We start from the raw sequence: 24,505 nt of genomic DNA, 5'->3' as shown, positions 1-24,505 counted from the left end.
CTTTAGCGGCGGATTACGCCGACACTCAAGCCTTCGATCACCAGTTCCTGATCTTTCAGGTCGACTTCGATAGGGGCGAACTCAGGGTTCTCGGCAATCAACCAGACTTTGCTGCCATCACGCTTGAAGCGTTTGACGGTCACTTCGTCGCCGATCCGCGCAACGACGATCTGGCCGTTACGTGCTTCTCGGGTCGTGTGAACCGCCAGCAGGTCACCGTCGAAAATACCGATGTCTTTCATGCTCATTCCGTGGACGCGCAACAGGTAGTCTGCGCGAGGATGGAAAAAGGCCGGGTTGATGTTGCAGGACTCTTCGATGTGCTGTTGGGCGAGAATCGGCGCACCGGCAGCGACTCGACCGATGATCGGCAGGGTGGATTCATCGACCTTGGCTTCAAAGCCGGGGATTCGAATGCCGCGAGAGGCGCCGGGAGTCATTTCGATCGCGCCTTTGCGGGCGAGCGCCTTGAGATGCTCTTCGGCAGCGTTGGGCGATTTGAAACCCAGTTCCTGAGCGATTTCCGCACGGGTCGGCGGGTAGCCGTTGTCTTCGAGGCAGCGTTTGATAAAGGCCAGAATCTCGGCTTGGCGTGGCGTCAGCTTAAGCATATTGATCGCTCTGTCTTTTTATACAGTGACTGGGATTATATACAGTGAAGCGGTCTTGGCAATGATCGTTTTTTGCCAGGCCGCCGGACGGTCAGTGACGGCGCCGATTAATGTGGCGTCCTTGTTGTGGTTAAATATCTGACCGACCATTCCCAAAACGAACCGGCAGGCTTGACAAGGCACAGGCTGAAACGTATGTTTCAAACAAGTGTTTGTCAGGCGGAGTAGCCATGGCCCAGTCGGAAACCGTTGAACGCATTCTTGATGCTGCAGAACAGCTGTTCGCGGAAAAAGGTTTCGCCGAAACCTCATTGCGTCTGATCACCAGCAAGGCCGGGGTCAACCTCGCCGCGGTGAACTATCACTTCGGCTCGAAGAAGGCGCTGATCCAGGCGGTTTTCTCGCGTTTTCTCGGTCCGTTCTGCATCAGCCTCGATAAAGAACTGGAGCGCCGCCAGGCCAAGCCAGAGAACAAGCCTTCGCTTGAAGAGCTGCTGGAAATCCTCGTCGAGCAGGCGCTGGTGGTGCAGCCACGCAGCGGCAATGATCTGTCGATCTTCATGCGCTTGCTCGGTCTTGCATTCAGCCAGAGCCAGGGCCACTTGCGCCGTTATCTGGAAGACATGTACGGCAAGGTTTTCCGCCGCTACATGCTGCTGGTAAACGAAGCCGCTCCCCGTATTCCTCCTATCGAACTGTTCTGGCGTGTGCACTTCATGCTCGGCGCAGCGGCATTCAGCATGTCGGGTATCAAGGCCCTGCGCGCGATTGCCGAGACCGATTTCGGCGTCAACACCTCCATCGAACAGGTGATGCGCCTGATGGTGCCGTTCCTGGCGGCTGGCATGCGTGCCGAAACCGGTGTCACCGATAGCGCAATGGCCACCGCGCAGTTGCGCCCTCGCAGCAAATCGGCACCGGCGCCTGCCAAGGTTTAACTGTCCATGGGTGGGCGTGGCAGCGGACATCCGCTAAGCTAGCCGCCCATGCCGACTCTCGTTCTGACCCCGTTTCTCATTGAAATCACCGTTCTGCCGGGCAATGCCTCTGGTGGTGGTTTCGTGGGCGACGGGTTTTTCGTTTTCAAGGAATCTCTATGACTGCTGGCCTGCAAGGCTCGTTGATGGTGGACGTCGCCGGTATCTGGCTGACGGCCGAAGATCGCCAATTGTTGCGCCAGCCCGAAGTGGGCGGCCTGATCATTTTTGCCCGTAATATCGAGCACCCGCGTCAGGTGCGCGAGCTGAGCGCGGCGATCCGTGCCATTCGTCCGGACTTGCTGCTGGCGGTGGACCAGGAAGGCGGTCGCGTCCAGCGCCTGCGTCAGGGCTTCGTGCGCCTGCCCGCCATGCGGGCCATTGCCGACAACCCGAATGCCGAATATCTGGCCGAGCAGTGCGGCTGGATCATGGCCACTGAGGTGCTGGCTGTCGGTCTCGATCTGAGCTTTGCCCCCGTGCTGGACCTGGATTACCAGCGCAGCGCCGTGGTTGGCACTCGTTCATTCGAAGGCAATCCGGAGCGTGCAGCACTGCTTGCCGGTGCTTTCATCAAAGGCATGAACAGCGCTGGCATGGCCGCCACCGGCAAGCATTTCCCCGGCCACGGCTGGGCCGAAGCCGACTCCCACGTCGCAATCCCCAACGACGAGCGTAGCCTCGAAGAGATCCGCGCCAACGACCTCGTGCCGTTCGCCAGACTCAGCAAGCAATTGGCCGCCGTCATGCCGGCCCACGTCATTTATCCGCAAGTTGACGCACAGCCCGCAGGTTTCTCCCGGCGCTGGTTGCAGGACATCCTGCGCGGTGAGTTGCAGTTCGACGGTGTGATTTTCAGCGACGATCTGTCGATGGCGGGTGCCCATGTGGTCGGCGACGCCGCCAGTCGTATCGAAGCGGCACTCAGCGCCGGTTGCGATATGGGCCTGGTGTGCAACGACCGAGCGGCCGCCGAGCTGGCCCTGAGCGCCGCGCAACGCATGAAGGTCAAGCCGTCGCCGCGCATCTCACGCATGCGCGGTCAGGCGTTCGCCAACACCGAATACCGTCAGGATCCGCGCTGGCTGACCGCTGTCGGCGCGCTCAAAGACGCTCAACTGATCGATTAAGGATTTTTCGCTATGACGGTTTACGCAATCATCGGTGGCACCGGCCTGACCCAGCTGGAAGGCCTGAGCATTCGTCAGTCGCTGGCAGTGGATACGCCTTATGGTGCGCCATCGGCTGAAGTCCAGATCGGTGAATACGCCGGCAAGGAAGTGCTGTTCCTCGCTCGCCACGGTCACCCGCATCGCTTTCCGCCGCACAAGGTCAACTACCGCGCCAATCTGTGGGCACTGAAGCAGGCCGGGGCTGAAGCGATCATCGCAGTCAACGCCGTGGGTGGGATTCATCCGGCAATGGGCACCGGACATTTCTGCGTACCGCATCAGATCGTGGACTACACCAGCGGTCGCGAACACACCTATTTCGCCGATGACCTGGAACATGTCACACACATCGACTTCAGCTTTCCCTACAGCGAGCCGCTGCGTCAGCAACTGATTGCTGCGCTGGCCGCCGAAGGTTGCGAATACAGCGAACAAGGCGTTTACGCCTGCACCCAGGGTCCGCGACTGGAAACCGTGGCGGAAATCGTGCGTCTGGAGCGTGACGGTTGCGACATCGTCGGCATGACCGGCATGCCGGAAGCGGCGCTGGCTCGCGAGCTGGATCTGGATTACGCCTGCCTGTCGCTGGTGGTGAACCCGGCGGCGGGCAAGACCACTGAAGTGATCACCATGGCCGAGATCGAGCAGGCGCTGCATGACGGCATGGGCAAGGTGAAATCGACGTTGGCGCGGGTGCTCAAGGGCTGAGCCCGGCTCCGCAATGACTCGAACGAACAGGCGCTGAGGATCTCAGCGCTTGTCGAACTTGTCCGGCAACGGCGCAAACAGCGCCTCGATATCATCACTCTGCAACTTCCAGTCCCCGGCCTTGCGCCCATCCAGCACGCCGGCCGCCAGGTCGGATTTTTCCCGCTGCAGAAGCTGAATTTTCTCTTCGACCGTGCCCCGGGCAATCATCTTGTAGACGAATACCGGCTTCTCCTGACCAATGCGATACGCACGGTCGGTTGCCTGGTTTTCGGTTGCCGGGTTCCACCACGGATCGTAGTGAATCACGGTGTCCGCTTCCGTCAGGTTCAGGCCCACACCGCCAGCCTTCAGGCTGATAAGAAAGATCTGACGCTTGCCGCTCTGGAATTCCTTCACCGGTGTGCGCCGATCCCGGGTTTGCCCGGTCAGCAACGCATAGGGGACATTGCGCTTTTTCAGCTCGTCCTCGATCAATGACAGCATCGAAGTGAACTGCGAGAACAGCAAAATCCGCCGTCCTTCCTCAAACAACTCCTCGAGCATTTCCATCAGGCTGTCGAGCTTGCCCGAGGTGCTGCCGCGCGCGGGCAGGGTGGCGTCGTTGACCAGGCGCAAATCGCAGCAGACCTGACGCAGCTTGAGCAACGCTTCGAGAATGATGATCTGGCTGCGCGCCACGCCTTTGCGAGTGATCTCGTCGCGCACCTTCTTGTCCATGGCCAGGCGCATGGTTTCGTACACGTCGCGCTGGGCTTCGTTGAGCTCGACCCAGTGGATGATCTCGGTCTTCGGCGGCAATTCGGTCGCGACCTGCTCCTTGGTGCGGCGCAGCAGGAAGGGTTTGATCCGACCGTTGAGGTGTTGAAGTCTGACTTCGCTGGCGCGCTTTTCGATCGGCACGCGGTAATCGGCGTTGAAGCTTTTGACGTCGCCGAGCCAGCCGGGCAGCAGGAAGTGAAACAGCGACCACAGTTCGCCGAGGTGATTTTCCAGCGGTGTACCGCTCAGGCACAGGCGCTGGCGGGCGTTCAGCTCGCGGGCAGCCTGAGCGGCCTTGCTGTTCGGGTTCTTGATGTATTGCGCCTCGTCCAGCACCAATACATGCAGCGGTTGCTGTGCGAGACGCTCGACATCCTTGGGCAGCAGCGCATAGGTCGTGAGGATCAGGTCGTAATCGGCCAGATGCTCAAAATGCTTTTTGCGACTGGCGCCGTACAGGGCCACCACTTTGAGCTGTGGCGTAAAGTGTGCCGCTTCGTCCAGCCAGTTGGGGATCAGGCTGGTGGGCATTACCACCATGCAGGGTCGATCCAGGCGCCCGGCGTTTTTCTCGCTGAGAATGTGCGCCAGGGTCTGTAGGGTTTTGCCCAGGCCCATGTCGTCCGCGAGAATCCCGCCAACTTCAAGTTGCCGCAGCGACTGCATCCAGCTCAAGCCTTCAAGCTGATATGGGCGCAGTGTCGCGTTCAGCCCTTGCGGCGCTTCGGCGCTGTAGTCGCGGATATCGCGCAAGCGCTGGGCGAAGCTACGAATCTGCTCGCCACCCTCCCAAAGCAGAGGAATGCCTTCCAGCGAATTCAGGCGTGTGGCGTCGGCCCTGCTCAAGCGCAGGGTGGTTTCGCCCGGCTCTTGCAGATAGAACTCGCCCAGCGTCGTCAGCACCGGTTTCAGCCGGCCAAGGGGCAGGGCGACTTGCAATGGCCCGTGCTCACTGTTGCGTTGCGGAATGTTCACCAGAATCAGCTCATCGTCCCGTCGCCGGGCGAGGCGTTCGGGGTTGAGAATTTCCGTGTGCGAGCGCATCAGGTTGAGCAGGATCGGCAGCAGGCTCAAGCGTTCGCCATTGACGATGATGCCCAGCTCCAGGTCGAACCAGTCCCGCTCTGACGTCTGCTCGACGGTGGCGTACCAGTCGTCCACGGCCGTCAGGTCGAAGCCGAATTCATCGTCGACCAGCAATTCCCAGCCTTGGGTGCGCAGCTTCGGCAGATCGTTAAGGGTGAACGTCAGCCAGGCGCTGTCGTTGACCATCTCGTAGAGTTCGCCAGCGCTTTCCGGCAGGGCCTTGCTTTGCCGGGTGGCGATGCGAAAGCCGAGAATCCGCAGTTGCTCGCGGTAACTTTGCTCGACGTCCGGCTGGCGTTTGACTCGCAGCGTCTGCGCTTCCTGGCGAATCAGGATGTCGCTGTTTTTCTGGCCGCTGACGTATTCATCGAGGTAGCTGAAAGACAGCGCCGCACGATGCTGGATGTAGCGCTGCATCTTGCCGTTGCGCGGCTCGAAAGCGCTGAACTCGACGCTGGCCAGCCACAGGCGCGGCACCGGTTGCACGTTGTCCACCAGCACTTGCGGCGGCGCTTTCGGGCTGCGGTTTTCCAGTACAGCCTGGAGTTTTTCCAGCAGTTCGGCGTCTTTGGCAGCGGCCGGGTATTCGAGGGTTTCCTGCACTTGCAGTAATACCGCCGCACAGTGTTTGCAGTTGCTGTGGACCGGGCAGGTGCACGTGGCGTCGACCATCAATAACGTGCCTTTGGCTGACTCGCGCAGATGAATCGTCTGACGATAAATGTTGCCGCCAGAGCCTTCGCAACTGGCGGTAATGGTCGCATCACCGACCTGCACGATCCGCACCCGGTTTTCCAGGGCGTAGCGGCGGCCACGCTCCAGGCTTTGTTCCTTGAACCGGCTGACCCAGGAGGAGGCCAGCGGTTTACTCAGAGGTGGGGACATAAGGACTTCAATCAGTCCGGAACGACTTCAGGCGCTTCCCGAGGCGCAGGCGCCGTCAGTGAAGTGATCTTGATCAGCAGGGCAAGGTGGCCGTTGTCCAGGTAGTTGAGCTGGCCGTTCTTGGTGTGGCTTTCCTGCTTCAGGCGTTCGCTGGCAGTGACCATGCCGTTGGCATCAATCTGGTTGACCCAGAAGTCGGCGTTCACGTCGGTAAAGCGCCCGAGTTTCATTTCAATCGTGCCTTCGACGGGGAACTGGCCGAATTGCTCCTGACCATCGCTGACCGCGACCTTCGCCGGGGTCTCGCCGAGTGTCTGCTGCCAGGCCTTGTGCATCAGCACGCTGTATTCGCCGCTGGCGGTGAGTTTGTTGGCGACGTCGTTCAGCGCTGTGGTGCGCTTGCTGTCATCGCCCAGGCGCTGGGCACCGGCGGCCCAGTCTTCCGGCGCGGCGCGGCTGACGATGGCCGGCACGGCGTTCTGGCGTACCAGAATCATTTCGACCTGATACAGGTCATCGGCAAATGCCGAAGGGGCGACCAGCGTCAACAACAAGGTCAGTGAGCGAAACAGGCGCATGCGGCGTCCTTCAAACAGTTTTCGGGATGAGGCGCTCGAACAGCGCCTCTACAGTATTAAAGCGCTCTTCCGGGCGCTCCATCGGCACCTGGAACTTGAACATCGTGGCGCCTTCGAATTTGTAGCGTTTTGGCTGACTCTGGATCAGTTTGATCAGGGTCATCGGGTCGACCGGCGTCTGCGCCGCGAACTCGATGCGACCGCCTTGCGGGCCGCCATCGACTTTTTTGATGCCCAACTGCTCGGCCTGTAATTTCAGCGCCGTGATGCGCACCAGATTTTTGGTCGGCTCCGGCAGCAGGCCGAAGCGGTCGATCATCTCTACCTGCAGATCTTTCAGGCCTTCCTCGTCGGTGGCCGAAGCGATGCGCTTGTACAGGATCAGGCGTGCGTGCACATCCGGCAGATAATCTTCCGGAATCAGTGCCGGTACCCGCAGGTTGACCTCCGGGCCGCCGCCGAGCGGCTGGTCGAGGTTCGGTTGTTCACCCTTGCGGATCGACTTCACCGCGCGCTCGAGCATTTCCATGTACAGCGTGAAGCCGACCGCCTGAATCTGTCCGCTCTGACCGTCGCCCAACAGTTCGCCGGCGCCACGGATTTCCAGGTCGTTGGTGGCCAGCACGAAGCCCGCGCCCAGATCCTGAGTATTGGCAATCGCTTCCAGACGTTTTTCCGCATCACCGGTGATCTGTTGGCGTGGCGGAGTCAGCAGGTACGCGTAGGCCTGGTGGTGACTGCGGCCAACGCGACCACGCAACTGGTGCAACTGCGCCAGACCGAACTTGTCGGCACGCTCGATGATGATGGTATTGGCGCTCGGCACGTCGATGCCGGTCTCGATGATGGTCGAGGCGATCAGTACGTTGAAGCGCTTGTGGTAGAAGTCGCTCATCACCTGTTCGAGTTCACGTTCGCGCATCTGCCCGTGGCCGATGCCGATCCGCGCTTCCGGCACCAGTTCGGCCAGTTCGGCGGCGCATTTCTCGATGGACTTCACGTCGTTGTGCAGGTAATAGACCTGACCGCCACGCAGCAGCTCACGCAACAAGGCCTCTTTGACCGTGCTCTTGTTCTGCTCCATGACGAAGGTGCGCACCGACAGGCGTCGCGCCGGCGGCGTGGCGATGATCGACAGGTCGCGCATGCCCGACACCGCCATGTTCAGCGTGCGCGGAATCGGCGTGGCGGTCAGCGTCAGAATGTCGACTTCGCTGCGCAGGGCCTTGAGCTGCTCTTTCTGACGGACACCGAAACGGTGCTCTTCGTCGATGATCACCAGCCCGAGGTTTTTGATCTTGACGTCGTCCTGCAGCAACTTGTGGGTGCCGATGACGATGTCGATGTTGCCCTCGGCCAGTTCGGCCACCGCCGCGTTCACTTCTTTGGCCGACTTGAAGCGGCTCATCACTTCCACGGTCACCGGCCAGTCGGCGAAGCGGTCACGGAAGCTGTTGTAGTGCTGCTGGGCGAGCAGGGTGGTCGGCACCAGAATCGCCACTTGCTTGCCGCCATGCACCGCGATGAACGCGGCGCGCATGGCCACTTCGGTCTTGCCGAAACCCACGTCGCCGCAGACCAGTCGATCCATCGGTTTCGGCGCGAGCATGTCTTCGCGCACGGCTTCGATGGTGGATTGCTGGTCCGGGGTTTCTTCGAACGGGAAGCCGGCGCTGAACGTTGCGTAATCGGCCTTCGGGTCGGCAAACGCATAACCTTCGCGGGCGGCGCGGCGGGCATAGATGTCGAGCAGTTCGGCAGCCACATCGCGTACCTGTTCGGCAGCCTTGCGCTTGGCTTTCTGCCAGGTCTCGGAACCGAGGCGATGCAGCGGCGCCAGTGCGTCGTCGCTGCCGGTGTAGCGGGCGATCAGGTGCAGGTTGGCCACGGGCACGTAGAGCTTGGCGTTCTCGGCGTATTCGAGGGTCAGGAATTCGGCAGCCTGATTGTCGATTTCCAGAATCGTCAGGCCGAGATAGCGGCCGACACCGTGGTCGATGTGCACCACTGGTGCGCCTTCGCGCAGCTCGGTGAGGTTCTTGATCACGGCATCGTTGTTGGCGTCGGCGCGTTTTTCACGACGACGACGCTGCATCACGCGCTGGCCGAACAACGGACTTTCCGCGACCAGTGCCAGTGCCGGGTCATCCAGCATCAGGCCTTCGTCGAGCGGGGCAATGGTGATCGCCAGGCGATCCTTGCTCGCAACGAAGTCCGGCCAGTTGTCGACGGTTTTCGGTCGCAGCTTCAGGCGTTCCAGCAATTCCAGCAGCACTTCGCGACGGCCGGCGGATTCGGCGGTGAACAGCACGCGCCCCGGGAATTCGTCGAGGAAGGCTGACAACGCGGCCAGCGGTTGCGTGGCCTTGGCTTCGATCGCCAGATTCGGCAGTGCCTGCGCCGGGAAGCGCTCGCGGCCGACGCCGGTTTCCACGTCCTGCTGGCTGGCAACGACACGCGGCCAGTTCTTCAGGCGGGCGAAGCAGTCCTCCACAGGCAGGAACAGTTCGGCGGGCGGCAATAAAGGACGCGATGGATCGACGCGGCGTTCTTCATAACGATTGCGCACATCGTTCCAGAAGTTTTCCGCCGCGTGCTCGATACCCGGCAGCGAGAACACCTGAGTGTCCTGGGGCAGGTAATCGAACAGGGTCGAGGTTTCCTCGAAGAACAGCGGCAGGTAGTACTCGATGCCGGCCGGCGTGATACCGCTGCTCAGATCCTGAAAGATCGGGCAGCGTCGGAAATCAACGTCGAAGCGTTCGCGAAAACGCGCCTTGAAGCGGGTGACCGCGTCCTTCTGCAGCGGGAATTCCTTGGCCGGCAGCAGCTTGACCGAATCGACCTTGTCGATGGAACGCTGGTTTTCCGGGTCGAAGGTGCGCAGGGTTTCGATTTCGTCGTCGAACAGGTCGATGCGATACGGCAGTTTGCTGCCCATCGGGAACAGGTCGATCAGTGCGCCGCGTACGGTGAACTCGCCGTGTTCGTAAACCGTATCGACGTAGCGATAGCCACTGGCTTCGAGCCGCGAGCGCATTTGCTCGACGTCGAGTTTCTGCCCGACATCCAGCACCAGGCTGCTGCCGAGGAGAAACTTGGTCGGCGCCAGGCGATGCAGGGCGGTGGTGATCGGCACCACCAGCACGCCATGTTCCAGTTCCGGCAGCCTATAAAGGCTGGCGATGCGCTGGGAGATGATGTCCTGGTGCGGCGAGAACAGGTCGTAGGGCAGGGTTTCCCAGTCGGGGAAATGCAGCACCGGCAAATCCGGGGCGAAGAAACTCAGCTCCTGCTCCAGCCGTTCGGCACTCTGGCTGTCGGCGGTCAGCAGCAACGTGAAGCGCTTGGCAGCGCTGGCAGCCTCGGCAATCGCCAGGCTCAGGGCGGCACCGGGGAGGTTGCCCCAGTGCTGTTTACCTGCCGCGGCAGGGAGAAGCGGTAGACGCAGAACAGGCACGGAAGGTTGAGCTCCAGGCGTTGCGACAAAGTCGGTAATTGTAGCGGCGTCCGGTGCCGCCTGTCAGTTGCAGACTGCGTCTATCTGCACGGTTTCGGCGAAATGTAGTGGTAACCATAAAAACCAGCACTTTTTTGACGATTATGTAGTGCCGAAAGTGGGTGGTGTTACGGAGGGTTACAGACATCGTCTAACACTCGTCGAAAAACCGGCTGCGCTGGAAGCCCCGGTTTTACTGGGCTGGCGCAGAGCGTTATTTTTTTGGAGCGAATTTTGTTACCGATTGCGCGACAAGCGCGCATTGCTACAAGAGGTTCTCGGCGGCATAATGTAGCCCCTTTTTTCTGCCCCTACATGTGGAAGGTTCCCGTGACTCAGAAGCCCGACCAGTGTCTTGGTGAATGGATCGACCGTGAAGCACTCGCAGAAGCGATGATTCCGCTTATCGGTCAGCTCTACCGCAATAACAACGTGGTGAGCTCGATCTATGGCCGCAGCCTGATCAACCAGTCTGTCATCGCGATTCTCAAAGCTCACCGCTTTGCTCGCCATCGTTCTTCCGACGATAGCGAACTCTCCGTCCACGAAACATTCCCTCTGCTGAAGGCCATGAGCGAGCTCAAGCTCGGCGCGGCTTCGGTGGATCTGGGCAAGTTGGCGTTCAAATTCCGCGCTGAAGGCAATGGCCGCACGGCCGAACAATTCGTTCGCGAAGAGTTGGCCGATGTTGTGGGTCAGCAAAACGCCTCCGCGCGTAAAGGCACTGATGTCGTGCTGTACGGCTTCGGTCGTATCGGCCGTCTGCTGGCGCGCATCCTGATCGAAAAAACCGGTGGTGGCGACGGCCTGCGTCTGCGCGCCATCGTCGTGCGCAAAGGCGCCGAGAACGATCTGGTCAAGCGTGCCAGCCTGCTGCGTCGTGACTCGGTACACGGCCCGTTCGATGGCACTATCACCATCGACGAAGAAAACAACACCATCACCGCCAACGGCAACCTGATCCAGGTGATCTACGCCAAGAGCCCGAGCGAAGTCGACTACACCCAGTACGGCATCGAAAACGCGCTGATCGTAGACAATACCGGTGTATGGCGTGATGCCGACGGTCTGGGCCAGCACCTGGCCTGCCCGGGCGCTGCTCGCGTGATTCTCACCGCACCGGGTAAGGGCGCGCTGAAGAACATCGTTCACGGCATCAACCACGGCGACATTACTGCTGACGACAAGATCATCTCGGCGGCGTCCTGCACCACCAACGCCATCGTACCGGTGCTCAAGGCCGTCAACGACCAGTACGGCATCGTCAATGGCCATGTCGAAACCGTTCACTCGTTCACCAACGACCAGAACCTGATCGACAACTTCCACAAGGGCAGCCGTCGTGGCCGCGCCGCGCCGCTGAACATGGTTATCACCGAGACCGGTGCCGCCACTGCCGCTGCCAAGGCGCTGCCAGTGCTCAAGGGCAAGCTGACCGGCAACGCGATTCGCGTACCTACGCCGAACGTGTCGATGGCCATTTTGAACCTGAACCTGGAAAAGGCTACCACTCGCGAAGAAATCAACGAGTACCTGCGCCAGATGGCCATGCACTCGGATCTGCACAAGCAGATCGATTACGTCAGCTCGCAGGAAGTGGTTTCCACTGACTTCGTGGGCTCGCGTCACGCCGGTGTCGTGGATGCCGAGGCAACCATCACTCAGGACAACCGCGTTGTTCTGTACGTCTGGTACGACAACGAGTTCGGTTACAGCTGCCAGGTGGTTCGCGTGATGGAAGACATGGCCGGTGTAAACCCGCCAGCATTCCCGCGCTAAGCCTTAGCCGCAAATGAAAACGCCCCGACATTGTCGGGGCGTTTTTGTTTGTGCGCGATTTGGGTTAGCGAGGGATAGCGGCTTGTGCCGTGCGCAGTTCGTGCTTGTTGCCACGGAACAGCACCAAGGTTGCGACCAGGCCCAATACGGCTGCGCCACTGAGCCAGATCCCCGGAGCGGCCTTGTTGTCCAGTACATGGATCAGGTAAGTGCAGGCGGCTGGCGTGAAGCCACCGAAAGTCGCTGTGGCCAGGCTGTAGGCCAGCGAGAAACCGGTCGTACGCACTTCCACCGGCATGATTTCGGTCAGTGCCACCACCATCGCGCCGTTGTACGAGCCGTACAGGAACGACAGCCACAGCTCGACGATCAGCAGATGGCTGAAGCTCGGGTTCGCCACCAGCCACGACAGCGCCGGGTAAGCGGTCAGGATTGCCAGGATTGTCGCCCCCAGCAGCAGAGGTTTGCGTCCGATCTTGTCGGAAAGTGCCCCCATCACCGGCAGCCAGAAGAAGTTCGACAGGCCGATGCACACGGTGACCAGCAGCGCATCGAAGTCCGACAGGTGCAGTTCCGCCTTGCCGAAGGTCGGGGTGTAGGCGGTGATCAGGTAGAACGACACGGTGGTCATCACCACCAGCGCCATGCCGGCGAGGACGATGCCGAAATTCTGACCGATCGAGCGAACGATTTCCTGCAGGGTAGGGCGATGTTTGCGCGCCTGGAATTCCGGGGTTTCCTCCAGCGAGCGACGAATGACGAAGATCACCGGAACGATCATGCAGCCGATCAGGAACGGCACGCGCCAGCCCCAGTCGCCCATCTGGTCCGGGCTCAGCCAGTGGTTGAGGCCGACACCCAGCAGACCGGCGAACACCACGGCCGCTTGCTGGCTCGCGGACTGCCAGCTGACGAAGAAGCCCTTGCGCCCCGGTGTGGCGATTTCCGCCAGATACACCGACACGCCGCCCAGTTCCACACCGGCCGAGAAGCCTTGCAGCAACCGGCCGAACAGTACGATCAACGGCGCTGCAACGCCGAGCGTGGCATAGCCCGGAACGCAGGCGATCAGCACGGTACCGGCCGCCATCAGTGCGAGGGTAATGATCAGGCCCTGACGTCGTCCGTGTCGGTCAATGTAGGCGCCAAGGAAGATTGCCCCCAGCGGGCGCATCAGGAAACCTGCGCCGAAGGTGGCGAGCGAAAGCATCAGGGAGGCGAAAGCACTGTCGGTAGGGAAGAAGGTCTTGGCGATGGCCGTGGCGTAGAAGCCGTAGACCATGAAGTCGAACATCTCGAGAAAGTTGCCGCTGACAACGCGAAAAATCGCTTTGCCTTTGCCCGTGGAGGAGGACATGTTCAGGTACTCACTTTTTTGATTTTGTATGAAAGCGATGCAGCCGTTTGGGAGCGAGCGGGCTCTGTGGCCATAATGGCCGGCGCGGTTTTGCTCGGAGATGAAGAATTGTTAACTGGACGGTTTGTGATTTTCGTGGGTTTGCTCGGCGTTTTGTCCGGATGCGGCAACGGCGATTCCATGGAGAGCTTCGGCGGCCCGACCATGGGCAGCACCTATTCGATCAAGTACGTGCGCCGCGCCAATCTGCCGGCGCCGCAGGATGTCCGTGTCGAAGTGGAGAAGATCCTTGCCGACGTCGACCGGCAGATGTCCACCTATCGTGCGGACTCCGATATTTCGCGCTTCAACGCATTGCCTGCCGATCGCTGTCAGACCATGCCCGCACCGATCCTTGAACTGGTGCGGGTTGGTGAGCAGCTGTCACAACAAAGCGCAGGTTCCTACGACCTGACCGTGGAGCCGCTGCTCAATCTCTGGGGTTTCGGTCCACAAGGGCGTGAAGAAAAAGTCCCGAACGCCGATGCGCTGGCCGAGGTGCAGAAGCGGGTGGGTTACCGGCATTTGCGTATCGATGGCGACCGGTTGTGCAAGGATGCGGCGGTCGAGGTCGATTTCAACAGCATCGCTGCCGGTTACGCGGTCGATACCATCGCGGCGCGACTCGACGCCATGGGCATTCATGATTACCTCGCCGAGGCCACTGGCGAGCTCAAGGCGTCCGGCAGGAAGCTCGATGGCTCGCCCTGGCGCATTGCACTGGAGGAGCCGCGTGACGATCAGCAAGTAGCTGAGCGCGTCATTAATGTCGATGGTTATGGGCTTTCCACGTCCGGCGACTACCGCAACTATTTTCAACAGGACGGAAGACGTTATTCCCACACCTTCGATGCCCGCACCGGAGCGCCCGTCGTACACGACCTGGCGTCAGTCACGGTAATACATCCTTCAGCGTTGATGGCCGATGGACTATCGACACTGTTGCTGATTCTCGGCCCGGAAAAGGCCTGGGACTATGCCGAAAAACACGACATTGGTGCATTCTTTGTGATTCGTGCCGATACAGGTTTCGTCACCCGCACCAGTCCGGCGTTCGAACGGCTCAGTGGCGCAAAAAATTGACCCGGAGCAATGCGAAAGCTGGCGTTGTAGTGCAGGCAAAAGTAGCCTACGACGCGACCAAGGGTTAATGTGCGCGGCGCTGACGCTTCTATAGACTGTGTCCGGGTTTTCAACTGGCCCCCAATTGTTCCTTCGCGCCGTCGTTCGGCGTGATTTAGCCGCCGGTGCTGCTGGCACCGCGGCCTGTTCTGAGGAGTACGCATGGCTGTCTACAACTACGACGTGGTGGTGCTGGGTTCCGGCCCGGCGGGAGAAGGCGCGGCAATGAACGCCGCCAAAGCAGGGCGCAAGGTGGCGATGGTCGACAGCCGTCGCCAGGTCGGCGGTAACTGCACCCACCTGGGCACCATCCCGTCCAAGGCCCTGCGTCACTCGGTGCGGCAGATCATGCAGTTCAACACCAACCCGATGTTCCGTGCGATCGGGGAGCCGCGCTGGTTCTCCTTCCCGGACGTGTTGAAGAGCGCCGAGAAAGTCATCTCCAAGCAAGTCGCGTCGCGTACCGGCTACTACGCCCGTAACCGCGTCGACGTGTTCTTCGGCACCGGCAGCTTCGCCGACGAGCAGACCATCGAAGTGGTCTGCGCCAACGGCGTGGTCGAGAAACTGGTGGCCAAGCACATCATCATTGCCACCGGTTCGCGTCCGTATCGCCCGGCGGACATCGATTTCCACCACCCGCGTATCTACGATAGCGACACCATCCTCAGCCTCGGCCACACCCCGCGCAAACTGATCGTTTACGGCGCTGGCGTGATCGGCTGTGAATACGCTTCGATCTTCAGTGGTCTGGGCGTGCTGGTCGAGCTGGTGGACAACCGCGGTCAGTTGCTGAGCTTCCTCGACTCGGAAATCTCCCAGGCGTTGAGCTACCACTTCAGCAACAACAACATCACTGTGCGCCACAACGAAGACTACGACCGTGTCGAAGGCGTGGACAACGGCGTGATCCTGCACCTGAAGTCCGGCAAGAAGATCAAGGCGGACGCCTTGCTCTGGTGCAACGGCCGCACCGGCAACACTGACCAGTTGGGCCTGGAAAACATCGGGATCAAGGTCAACAGCCGCGGCCAGATCGAAGTCGACGAGAATTACCGCACCTGTGTGCAGAACATCTATGGCGCCGGTGACGTGATCGGCTGGCCAAGCCTGGCCAGTGCCGCCCACGACCAGGGTCGCTCGGCGGCCGGCAGCATTGTCGACAATGGCAGCTGGCGTTTCGTGAATGACGTGCCGACCGGCATCTACACCATTCCGGAGATCAGCTCGATCGGCAAGAACGAGCAGGAACTGACCCAGGCCAAAGTGCCGTACGAAGTGGGCAAGGCGTTCTTCAAGAGCATGGCGCGGGCGCAGATCGCCGGCGAGCCGCAAGGTATGCTGAAGATCCTGTTCCACCGCGAAACCCTGCAAGTGCTGGGCGTTCACTGCTTCGGTTATCAGGCGTCGGAGATCGTGCACATCGGTCAGGCGATCATGAACCAGCCGGGTGAGCTCAATACCCTGAAGTACTTCGTCAACACCACGTTCAACTATCCGACCATGGCCGAAGCCTATCGGGTAGCGGCGTACGACGGCCTCAACCGGCTTTTTTGAGCGGCTCCGGCCGGTGGCCTGAGCCGGCCGGGGAGACCGATTTCAGCAATTCCCGAGGGTGGCAGTGGCCAAACCGGGAAAGTCTGTAATCAGGCTGTCAACGCCGAAGTCGGCGAGTCTGCGCATCAGCGCAGGCTCGTTGACGGTCCACACCGACACATGCAGCCCCTGACGCTGCGCCTTCTGCAGGCGTTCCGGCGTACACAGCGTCCAGTTCAACGCCAGAATCTCACAGCCGTAGCTTGCCGCGACCTTCAGCGGGTCGAGCCAGGCATACTCGGCCACCAGGCCCCGTGACACGTCCGGCACCAGATCCAGCGCCGCTTTCAATACTTCCCTCGAACTCGAAGTGATCGTCACCTTGTCGAGCAGCCCGTGCCTGACCGCCATTTCGCGAATGGCCAGAACGGTGGTGGCAGCGCGGGTGCGCGAAGCGCTTTTGACTTCGAGCTGCCAGTGATCGAAATCACATTTCTCGAACAGTTCTTCCAGGGTCGGAATCGGGCATGGCTTGATCCAGCCGGGGCCGCCCTTGCGGGCGTCGTAGGTCACCAGATCGGCGGCGGTGTGCTCGACCACCTTGCCACGGCGCTCGGTGGTGCGCTTGAGGGTCGGGTCGTGGATGACCATCAGCTCGCCGTCCTTGGACAGGTGCAGATCCAGTTCGCAGCGGCGTACGCCGTGCTTGAGACATTCCTGAAAACTGGTCAGGGTGTTTTCCGGTGCTTCGCCCTTGGCGCCGCGGTGGCCGTAGATAAGGGTCACGGTTCTTCCTTAATTAAATGCCTGATTCGTTCTGTTCGCGGGCCAGGCGTCGTTCCTGGGCCTGCTTTTGCAAGATATAGCGGGCGAGCAACTGGCGCTGGGCATCGGTCAAGTGTTCGAACTCGGTGCCGATGTCGTAGCCGTCGCCCTTGCGGTCGCAATGGGTGACCCGGGCGCGTAGCAGCAGGCCGTGGGCCTGTGGCATCAACACCATTTTTACCGACAGGCGCGAGCCGGCGGCTATCGGGGTCGGGTTCTGGAAGTCGACACCGCCCTCGGAAATGATCACCGGTTGCGGCTCGCCGATCTGTCCCAGTGCGGTCAGGGCAATGACCTGACTGAGCAGGTCGATGCGCTTGTTCTGGGATTTCAGGAATGCCGCGATGGCACGGTCGCGCTCGTTGATCTGTCGCAACAGGTGCTGCGATTCGAATTCGCTCAGGTGCAGTTCACTGAGCACGTTGAATAACGGGGAAGCATCCTGCAACACTTCCTGGCCAGCGGCTTCGGCAGCGGACAGGGGCCGAATTTCCAGTGCGATCGAATCCTCGATACGGTAGTATTCGCGGCGATCTTCTTCATCTAATGTCGACATGGCGAACCCATGGTAGCGGCGGTGGTCTGAGTGTAAAGCTGGTTATCGACCCCCGCCACAAGGACGTTCCTTTTCCCTCCGAACAAGCCCCGACATGTTCAGACCTCTCTTCGTATTTATCGGCACGCGTTACACCCGTGCAAAGCGTCGCAATCATTTTGTGTCGTTCATTTCCCTGACTTCGATGATCGGGCTCGCCCTTGGCGTGGTCGTGATGATCGTGGTGCTGTCGGTGATGAACGGCTTCGATCATGAAATGCGCACCCGCGTGCTGGGCATGGTGCCCCACGCGACCATCGAATCCGGTGAAGCCATCAGCGACTGGCCGAGCCTGGCCGCCAAGGTCAAGCAGAACCCGCAGGTGGCGGCCGTCGCGCCGTTCACCCAGATGCAGGGCCTGCTGACCAACAACGGCCAGGTGTCCAAGGTGTTGCTCAATGCCATCGATCCGGCGCTGGAGCGCAACGTCTCGATCATCGACAACTTCATGAAGCAGGGCAAACTCGACGATCTGACGCCGGGCAGCTTCGGCATCGTGATCGGCGACAAGGCCGCGACCAAGCTCGGCGTAGGCATCGGTGACAAGATCACCTTCGTCGCGCCGGAGGTCAGTGTGACCCCGGCCGGGATGTTCCCGCGCATGAAACGCTTCACCGTGGTCGGCATCTTCCACGTCGGCGCCGGTGAACTGGACGGTTATCTGGGCGTCACCAACTTGCAGGATCTGGCGAAGATGCACCGCTGGAAGCCTGATCAGGTGCAAGGCCTGCGCCTGAAGTTCGACGATCTGTTCCAGGCACCGCGTGAAGCGTGGAACATCGCCCAGCGCCTCGGCGAAGACCATTACTACGCCCGCGACTGGACCCGTACCCACGGCAACCTGTATCAGGCGATCCGCATGGAAAAAGCCATGATCGGCCTGCTGTTGCTGCTGATCGTCGCCGTTGCCGCGTTCAACATCATTTCCACACTGGTGATGGTGGTGAACGACAAGAAGGGCGACATCGCCATCCTGCGCACGCTGGGCGCCACGCCGGGCACGATCATGCGCACGTTCATGGTGCAGGGCACGGTGATCGGGGTGGTCGGTACGGCCATCGGCGCCGTGGTCGGAATTCTGGCGGCGCTCAATGTCAGCGCCGCGATTTCCGCACTCGAAGGCTTGATCGGACACAAGTTCCTCAACGCCGACGTGTATTTCATCGATTACCTGCCATCGCAGGTGCAGAGCCAGGATGTGATCATGGTCTGCGCCGCTGCGTTGGTCCTGAGTTTCCTCGCCACCCTGTATCCAGCCTGGCGTGCCGCGCGCACCCAGCCGGCGGAGGCGCTACGTTATGAGTGAGTCGGGCATGAGTGAAAAAGCAATCCTGAGCTGCCGCAACCTGGGCAAGTCCTACGAGGAAGGCCCGGAGTCGGTGGAAGTGCTGGCCAACCTGCAACTGGAGTTGCACCCGGGCGAACGCGTGGCGATCGTCGGCAAATCCGGTTCGGGCAAAAGTACCTTGCTCAACCTGCTGGGCGGTCTCGATACGCCGACCAAGGGCAGTGTCTGGCTCGACGGTGAAGAGCTGTCGGCGCTGAGCGAGAAGAAGCGCGGCCTGCTGCGTAACCGTGCCCTCGGCTTCGTGTACCAGTTCCACCACCTGCTGCCGGAATTCACCGCGCTGGAAAACGTCTGCATGCCGCTGCTGATCGGCAAGACCGCAATCCCCGAGGCGCGTCAGCGGGCCACGGCGTTGCTGGAGCGAGTGGGTCTGGGCCATCGCCTGGAACACAAACCGGCCGAGCTGTCCGGCGGCGAACGCCAGCGCGTGGCCATCGCCCGTGCACTGGTGAACAACCCGGGCCTGGTGATGCTCGACGAGCCGACCGGCAACCTCGACTCCCACACCGCCGAAGGCATTCAGGACCTGATGCTGGAACTCAGCACCTCGATGCGCACGGCGTTTCTGGTGGTGACTCACGACATGAACCTGGCTCGCCAGATGGACCGCGTCCTGCAGTTGCAGGAAGGTTGCCTGACCCCCATCTGACGGCTTGAAACCCGATGCCTGAAAAGGCGTCGGGTCTTTTATTTTTATACGGTGCCCCAGCGAATGTTCAGACCGTTATCGATCTTTATCGGCACGCGCTATACCCGCGCCAAGCGCCGCAATCGCTTTGTTTCGTTCATTTCGATGACCTCGATGATCGGTCTCGCCCTCGGCGTGCTGGCGATGATCGTGGTGCTGTCGGTGATGAACGGTTTCCAGCGCGAGATGAGCTCGCGCATTCTCGGCATGGTGCCTCACGCGACCATCGTCGGCGTCAAGCCGATCGATGACTGGCAGCCAGTGGCCGCCGCCGCCCTGAAGAATCCGGAAGTGACTGCCGCCGTGCCGTTCACCGAGATGGAAGGCATGCTGTCCTACAAGGGCATGATGCAGCCGATCCAGATCAGCGGCGTCGATCCGGCTCAGGAAGGCAAGGTGTCGATCGTTGCCCAGCACATTGTTCAGGGCCGTCTCGATGCCTTGAAGCCGGGCGAGTTCGGCGTGGTGCTGGGTGAAATCACGGCCCGGCGTTTCCGCCTGAACGTCGGCGACAAGATCACCCTGATCGTGCCGGAAGTCAGCACCGCACCCGGCGGCATCACCCCGCGCATGCAGCGCCTGAATGTGGTCGGCATCTTCAAGGTCGGCGCCGAGCTGGACGGTTCCATGGGCCTGATCCATGTGGCCGATGCAGCGACCATGCAGCACTGGGAGCCGAATCAGGTGCAGAGTGTGCGTCTGGCGGTGAAGGACTTGTATGCCGCGCCGAAGGTTTCGTCGGACATCGCCACCGGTCTGGGCAATGATTTCAAGGCTGACGACTGGACCCACACCCAGGGCAGCCTGTTCAGCGCGATGAAAATGGAAAAGACCATGATCGGCCTGTTGCTGCTGATGATCGTCGCAGTGGCGGCGTTCAACATCATCGCGACCCTGATCATGGTGGTGAACGACAAGGGCGCGGACATCGCGATCCTGCGCACCATCGGCGCCACGCCACGGCAGATCATGGCGATCTTCATGGTCCAGGGCACGGTGATCGGTATCGTCGGCACCATCATCGGTGGCGTGCTGGGCGTGATTGCTGCGCTGAACGTCAGTGAGATGGTGGGCTGGGTCGAACGAGTGACCGGGCAACACATCTTCAGTTCCGACGTGTATTTCGTCAGCAACCTGCCCTCGGAACTGCAGGGCGGCGACGTGCTATTGATCTGCTCGGCGGGCTTCATCCTCAGCTTCCTGGCCACGGTTTACCCGGCCTGGCGGGCGGCGAAGATCGAGCCGGCGCACGCGTTGCGTTACTCGTAAGTTCACCCATTGAGGCCGGCATTGCCGGCCTCAATCGTTTTGCGGCAACTCAATCACAAACCGCGTCCAGCCCTGAGCCGATTCGCAATGAATCTGCCCGCCATGGGCCCGGATGATCGACTGAGTGATCGCCAGTCCCAATCCGGCGTGTTCGCTGCTGCCTTCCTGGCGTGCCGGATCAGCCCGGTAAAAGCGGTCGAACAAACGCGGCAACAACTCCGAAGAAATCCCCTCGCCACTATTCTCGACGGTCACTCTCAAGGATTTCGCCTGCTCAGCTATGCGCACGCGCACATCGCCTGCTGACGGCGTGAAGCGCAATGCGTTATCCAACAGATTCGACAGCGCCCGGCGGAGCATCGCGCGGTCACCTTCAAACCGACCCTTACCGTCACGGCTCAGGCTGACCTGAGCGTCTTCGGCCAGCGGCGCAAAAAACTCCAGCAACGCATCGGTTTCTTCCGCCAGTTCCAGGGGTTCGCGCTTGGGCACCAGCAATCCGTGGTCAGCCTTGGCCAGATAAAGCATGTCGTTGACCAGTTGCGCCATCCATTGCAGCTCTTCGAGGTTGCTGTGCAGGGCCTCGCGATAATCTTCGAGTGGGCGAGGGCGGGTGAGGGTGACTTGTGTGTGGGTCAGCAGGTTCGACAACGGGGTACGCAATTCATGGGCGATGTCGGCGGAGAACGCCGAAAGTCGCTGAAAGGAGTCATCGAGACGTCCGAGCATTGCGTTGAAACTGTGGGCCAGTTCCGTGAGTTCCGCAGGCATCTGCGCTTCCGGGAGTCGGGCATTCAGCGATTGGGCCGAAATCCCGCGTGCCACGGCGCTCATGCGACGCAACGGACGCAAACCGCTGCGTGCCGCCCAGGCGCCCAACAGTGCGGTGGCCAGCGCCGACAGACCGACGGTCAGCCAGATCAGATGCTGCATGCGTTGCAGGAAGTGCTGGTGATGGGTGATGTCCAGCAGCAAGGTTAACTGCGGTGAGTCGGGTTGTTCCGGGGAGAGCGGGGCGTTGAGCAGGCGATAGTCCGTGCCGTTGTCGTTGATGGTGGCCAGGCCGGGCTGCTGCGGCAGGTTTGCCGGCATTTGCAGAGAACGGCCGAACCAGCGCTGACCCTCGGGGCTGCTTATGCGCAGCGAGACATCGCCCTGTTGGCTCAACTCATCGGTGATATGTGCGGCATCGCTGCCACTCAGCAACGTCTGACGCACATTGATCAGCTTGCTTTCGAGCAATTGCTGATCGAGTTCAATGAAGTGCGCCTCACTGGCCCGATTGAAAACCACGCCCGCCACCAGCGAAACCGTCGCGGTGCAAGCCGCAAACAGCAACGCCAGCCGACTGCCCAGTGACAGGCGACGCATCAGGCAGGACGCTCTTCAAGCACGTAACCCATGCCACGCACGGTGTGGATCAGTTTTTCGGGAAACTCGTCGTCGATTTTCAGGCGCAGGCGGCGGATCGCCACTTCGATCACGTTGGTGTCGCTGTCGAAGTTCATGTCCCAGACCTGCGAGGCGATCAGGGATTTGGGCAGCACTTCGCCCTGGCGGCGCAGGAGCATTTCCAGCAGGGCAAACTCCTTTGCCGTGAGATCGATGCGCTGGCCGCTGCGTTCGACGCGGCGGCGGATAAGGTCCAGGCGCAGATCGGCCAGTTGCAGGCAGGTTTCCTGAGGCGCGGTGCTGCCGCGGCGCAACAGGCTGCGTACTCGAGCGAGCAATTCGGAGAAAGCGAACGGCTTGACCAGATAATCGTCGGCGCCGAGTTCCAGGCCATGAACCCGGTCTTCCACGGTGTCCTTGGCGGTCAGAAACAGGATCGGCGTTTCCAGCCCGGCACTGCGTACCGCTTGCAGAATCTGCCAGCCATTGCGCCCGGGCAGCATCACGTCGAGGATCAGCAGGGCGTAGTCACCGCTCAACGCCAGTTGTTGCCCGGTGTTGCCGTCCGCCACCAGTTCAGTGTTGAAACCGGCCTCGGTCAGGCCCTGGCGCAGGTAGTGGCCGGTTTTCGGTTGGTCTTCGACGATCAGCAGTTTCATGGGCAACTCGGGGTTGTAGGATCGAAAGCTTTATACCGTGGGACATTGTCGCAAGCGCCAACCTGACAAAGTTGTAATCTGCCTGTCAGGTAGCTGCCAGCGCGGGCGGGCTAGAGTTTCCCACAGGCTGAACCTTTTCTTGTTGGAGTATGACTATGTTTTTGCGCAACCCTCTGGCCGTCGCCGCCTGTTTGCTGGTGCTGAGTTCATCCGTCTGGGCCGACCCTGCGCACACGTATGACTTCGGCCAGCCAGCCCCGGCCGCCAAGGCCAGTCGCAGCATTGAAGTGGTGATGGGCGACATGTCGTTCGATCCGAAGGCCATCGACATCAAGGCCGGTGAGACCATTCGTTTTGTTTTGGTGAATAAAGGCCAGTTACTGCACGAATTCAACCTCGGCGATGCAGCGATGCATGCCAAACATCAGCAGGAAATGTTGCAGATGCAGCAAAGCGGCATGCTGACGCCCACCGGCATGAAGGAAATGTCCCACGATATGGCGGGAATGGATCATGCGTCGATGGGGCACGTCATGAAGCATGACGACCCCAACAGCGTGCTGGTCGAACCGGGCAAGACCGCCGAGTTGACCTGGACCTTCAGCAAGGCGACCAGCCTGGAGTTCGCCTGCAACATTCCCGGGCATTACCAGGCCGGAATGGTCGGCAAACTGACTGTCAGTCAGTAAGCACTCAAAGGCGGGAGCAAAGGCTGATAGAATCCGCTGATTCTTCAGTCAGGTTTCCGCCATGCATCCCGCAGCCGAACATTCGCCGCTGGGCAAGTCCAGCGAATACATCGCCACTTACACTCCGTCCCTGCTGTTCCCGATTCCGCGCACCGCGAAGTGGGCCGAGCTGGGCCTGACCGCCGAGACCCTGCCGTATAAAGGCGTGGATTTCTGGAACTGCTTCGAACTGTCGTGGCTGCTGCCGTCGGGCAAACCGGTGGTGGCGATCGGCGAATTCAGCATCCCGGCGGACTCGCCGAACATCATCGAATCCAAGTCGTTCAAGCTGTACTTGAACTCGTTGAACCAGACCCCGTTCGCCGATACAGCGAGCCTGGAAGCAACGCTGGTCAAGGACTTGTCCGCCGCTGCCGGCAAACCGGTGGGCGTGCGGGTTCGCAGCCTGAAAGAGGTTGAGGCCGAAGGCGTGGTTGCGCTGCCGGGCGTGTGCATCGACGATCTGGATATCAGCGTCAGCAACTACGAACATCCGCGTCCCGAACTGCTGCGCTGCGATGATTCGCGAGTGGTGGAGGAGAGCGTGCACAGCCATCTGCTCAAATCCAACTGCCCGGTGACCAGCCAGCCGGACTGGGGCAGCGTGGTGGTGGAATACCGTGGCGCGGCGCTGGATCACGCCAGTCTGCTGGAATACATCGTCAGCTTCCGCCAGCATTCGGACTTTCATGAGCAATGTGTTGAGCGGATTTTCCTCGACCTGCAGCGTTTGCTGAAACCGGAAAAACTCACGGTGTTTGCACGTTATGTGCGCCGTGGCGGGCTGGATATCAACCCGTACCGCAGCACGGAAAGCGTGCAGTTGCCGAACCATCGTCTGGTTCGTCAGTAACCCGCAACGCGGACATGAAAAAGCCCTGCCATCGCTG

General features: G+C 60.7%; 20 protein-coding genes. 11 read left to right on the top strand and 9 right to left on the bottom strand.

Annotated features, from left to right (window positions below):
• Positions 1-2 precede the first annotated feature (2 nt).
• Positions 3-611 (bottom strand): transcriptional repressor LexA, encoded by a 609-nt coding sequence (gene lexA / locus M5B98_RS17040; RefSeq protein WP_085713140.1) that lies wholly within the window; start codon positions 609-611, stop codon positions 3-5.
• 230 nt (positions 612-841) lie between these two features.
• Here lexA and M5B98_RS17035 point away from each other — a divergent pair, with 230 nt between their 5' ends.
• The 3 genes from M5B98_RS17035 to M5B98_RS17025 all read left to right on the top strand — a co-directional run bounded on the left by M5B98_RS17035 (position 842) and on the right by M5B98_RS17025 (position 3,468).
• Positions 842-1,549, top strand: coding sequence for a TetR/AcrR family transcriptional regulator (locus tag M5B98_RS17035; RefSeq protein WP_248743352.1), 708 nt, complete (start codon positions 842-844; stop codon positions 1,547-1,549).
• Positions 1,550-1,707: 158 nt separating this feature from the next.
• Positions 1,708-2,718: a beta-N-acetylhexosaminidase gene (gene nagZ / locus M5B98_RS17030; protein WP_248743351.1), complete on the top strand. Its 1,011-nt coding sequence runs from the start codon at positions 1,708-1,710 to the stop codon at positions 2,716-2,718.
• 12 nt (positions 2,719-2,730) lie between these two features.
• Positions 2,731-3,468 carry an S-methyl-5'-thioinosine phosphorylase gene (locus tag M5B98_RS17025; protein ID WP_248743350.1) on the top strand — a complete coding sequence of 246 codons (738 nt, stop codon included), beginning with the start codon at positions 2,731-2,733 and terminating at the stop codon, positions 3,466-3,468.
• Positions 3,469-3,510: 42 nt separating this feature from the next.
• Here the strand turns inward: M5B98_RS17025 and M5B98_RS17020 are convergent, their stop codons facing one another.
• The 3 genes from M5B98_RS17020 to mfd are packed head-to-tail and all read right to left on the bottom strand — an operon-like array spanning position 3,511 to position 10,239.
• Positions 3,511-6,201 (bottom strand): DEAD/DEAH box helicase, encoded by a 2,691-nt coding sequence (locus M5B98_RS17020; protein WP_248743349.1) that lies wholly within the window; start codon positions 6,199-6,201, stop codon positions 3,511-3,513.
• 11 nt (positions 6,202-6,212) lie between these two features.
• Complete coding sequence (locus M5B98_RS17015; protein ID WP_085713145.1) at positions 6,213-6,779, bottom strand: CsiV family protein; 567 nt, start codon at positions 6,777-6,779, stop codon at positions 6,213-6,215.
• A 10-nt stretch (positions 6,780-6,789) separates the two neighbouring features.
• Positions 6,790-10,239 carry a transcription-repair coupling factor gene (mfd, locus tag M5B98_RS17010; protein WP_248743348.1) on the bottom strand — a complete coding sequence of 1,150 codons (3,450 nt, stop codon included), beginning with the start codon at positions 10,237-10,239 and terminating at the stop codon, positions 6,790-6,792.
• A gap of 354 nt (positions 10,240-10,593) precedes the next feature.
• On the opposite strand from mfd, the gene M5B98_RS17005 reads away from it, so the two are divergent.
• The gene (locus M5B98_RS17005; RefSeq protein WP_085713147.1) at positions 10,594-12,057 is read left to right on the top strand and encodes a glyceraldehyde-3-phosphate dehydrogenase; all 1,464 of its coding nucleotides are present in this window, start codon (positions 10,594-10,596) and stop codon (positions 12,055-12,057) included.
• A 64-nt stretch (positions 12,058-12,121) separates the two neighbouring features.
• Here the strand turns inward: M5B98_RS17005 and M5B98_RS17000 are convergent, their stop codons facing one another.
• Positions 12,122-13,414 (bottom strand): MFS transporter, encoded by a 1,293-nt coding sequence (locus M5B98_RS17000; protein ID WP_085713148.1) that lies wholly within the window; start codon positions 13,412-13,414, stop codon positions 12,122-12,124.
• 75 nt (positions 13,415-13,489) lie between these two features.
• On the opposite strand from M5B98_RS17000, the gene M5B98_RS16995 reads away from it, so the two are divergent.
• Entirely contained in the window at positions 13,490-14,536 is a 1,047-nt protein-coding gene (locus M5B98_RS16995; protein WP_248743382.1) for an FAD:protein FMN transferase, read from the top strand.
• A 201-nt stretch (positions 14,537-14,737) separates the two neighbouring features.
• Positions 14,738-16,132: a Si-specific NAD(P)(+) transhydrogenase gene (sthA, locus tag M5B98_RS16990; RefSeq protein WP_085713150.1), complete on the top strand. Its 1,395-nt coding sequence runs from the start codon at positions 14,738-14,740 to the stop codon at positions 16,130-16,132.
• A gap of 42 nt (positions 16,133-16,174) precedes the next feature.
• Here the strand turns inward: sthA and M5B98_RS16985 are convergent, their stop codons facing one another.
• Both M5B98_RS16985 and M5B98_RS16980 read right to left on the bottom strand, forming a co-directional pair.
• Entirely contained in the window at positions 16,175-16,897 is a 723-nt protein-coding gene (locus M5B98_RS16985; protein WP_085713151.1) for a glycerophosphodiester phosphodiesterase, read from the bottom strand.
• A 13-nt stretch (positions 16,898-16,910) separates the two neighbouring features.
• The gene (locus M5B98_RS16980; RefSeq protein ID WP_085713152.1) at positions 16,911-17,492 is read right to left on the bottom strand and encodes a PilZ domain-containing protein; all 582 of its coding nucleotides are present in this window, start codon (positions 17,490-17,492) and stop codon (positions 16,911-16,913) included.
• A 94-nt stretch (positions 17,493-17,586) separates the two neighbouring features.
• Between M5B98_RS16980 and M5B98_RS16975 the strand changes: the two genes are divergently transcribed.
• From M5B98_RS16975 to M5B98_RS16965, 3 genes are all read left to right on the top strand, one after another.
• Entirely contained in the window at positions 17,587-18,837 is a 1,251-nt protein-coding gene (locus tag M5B98_RS16975) for a lipoprotein-releasing ABC transporter permease subunit (RefSeq protein ID WP_085713153.1), read from the top strand.
• 7 nt (positions 18,838-18,844) lie between these two features.
• Positions 18,845-19,528 (top strand): lipoprotein-releasing ABC transporter ATP-binding protein LolD, encoded by a 684-nt coding sequence (gene lolD / locus M5B98_RS16970; RefSeq protein WP_167443782.1) that lies wholly within the window; start codon positions 18,845-18,847, stop codon positions 19,526-19,528.
• A gap of 63 nt (positions 19,529-19,591) precedes the next feature.
• A complete protein-coding gene (locus M5B98_RS16965; protein WP_248743347.1) occupies positions 19,592-20,836 on the top strand; it encodes a lipoprotein-releasing ABC transporter permease subunit in 1,245 nt (414 codons plus the stop codon).
• Between the two features lie 30 nt (positions 20,837-20,866).
• Here the strand turns inward: M5B98_RS16965 and M5B98_RS16960 are convergent, their stop codons facing one another.
• Together M5B98_RS16960 and M5B98_RS16955 are read right to left on the bottom strand one after the other, a co-directional pair.
• A complete protein-coding gene (locus M5B98_RS16960; RefSeq protein ID WP_248743346.1) occupies positions 20,867-22,207 on the bottom strand; it encodes a heavy metal sensor histidine kinase in 1,341 nt (446 codons plus the stop codon).
• Entirely contained in the window at positions 22,207-22,887 is a 681-nt protein-coding gene (locus tag M5B98_RS16955; RefSeq protein ID WP_248743345.1) for a heavy metal response regulator transcription factor, read from the bottom strand. The genes M5B98_RS16960 and M5B98_RS16955 overlap by 1 nt, the downstream gene beginning before the upstream one ends.
• A gap of 155 nt (positions 22,888-23,042) precedes the next feature.
• Here M5B98_RS16955 and M5B98_RS16950 point away from each other — a divergent pair, with 155 nt between their 5' ends.
• Entirely contained in the window at positions 23,043-23,576 is a 534-nt protein-coding gene (locus tag M5B98_RS16950) for a plastocyanin/azurin family copper-binding protein (RefSeq protein WP_248743344.1), read from the top strand.
• Between the two features lie 61 nt (positions 23,577-23,637).
• On the top strand, positions 23,638-24,468 hold the full coding sequence (gene queF, locus M5B98_RS16945; protein WP_114884371.1) for an NADPH-dependent 7-cyano-7-deazaguanine reductase QueF: 831 nt from the start codon (positions 23,638-23,640) through the stop codon (positions 24,466-24,468).
• Positions 24,469-24,505 lie beyond the last annotated feature (37 nt).

The sequence above is a fragment of the Pseudomonas sp. MWU12-3088 genome (assembly GCF_023242405.1).
Lineage (GTDB): Bacteria > Pseudomonadota > Gammaproteobacteria > Pseudomonadales > Pseudomonadaceae > Aquipseudomonas > Aquipseudomonas kribbensis.
Note: the sequence above shows the minus strand (reverse complement) of the source record. Positions and strands in the feature narration are given on the sequence as shown.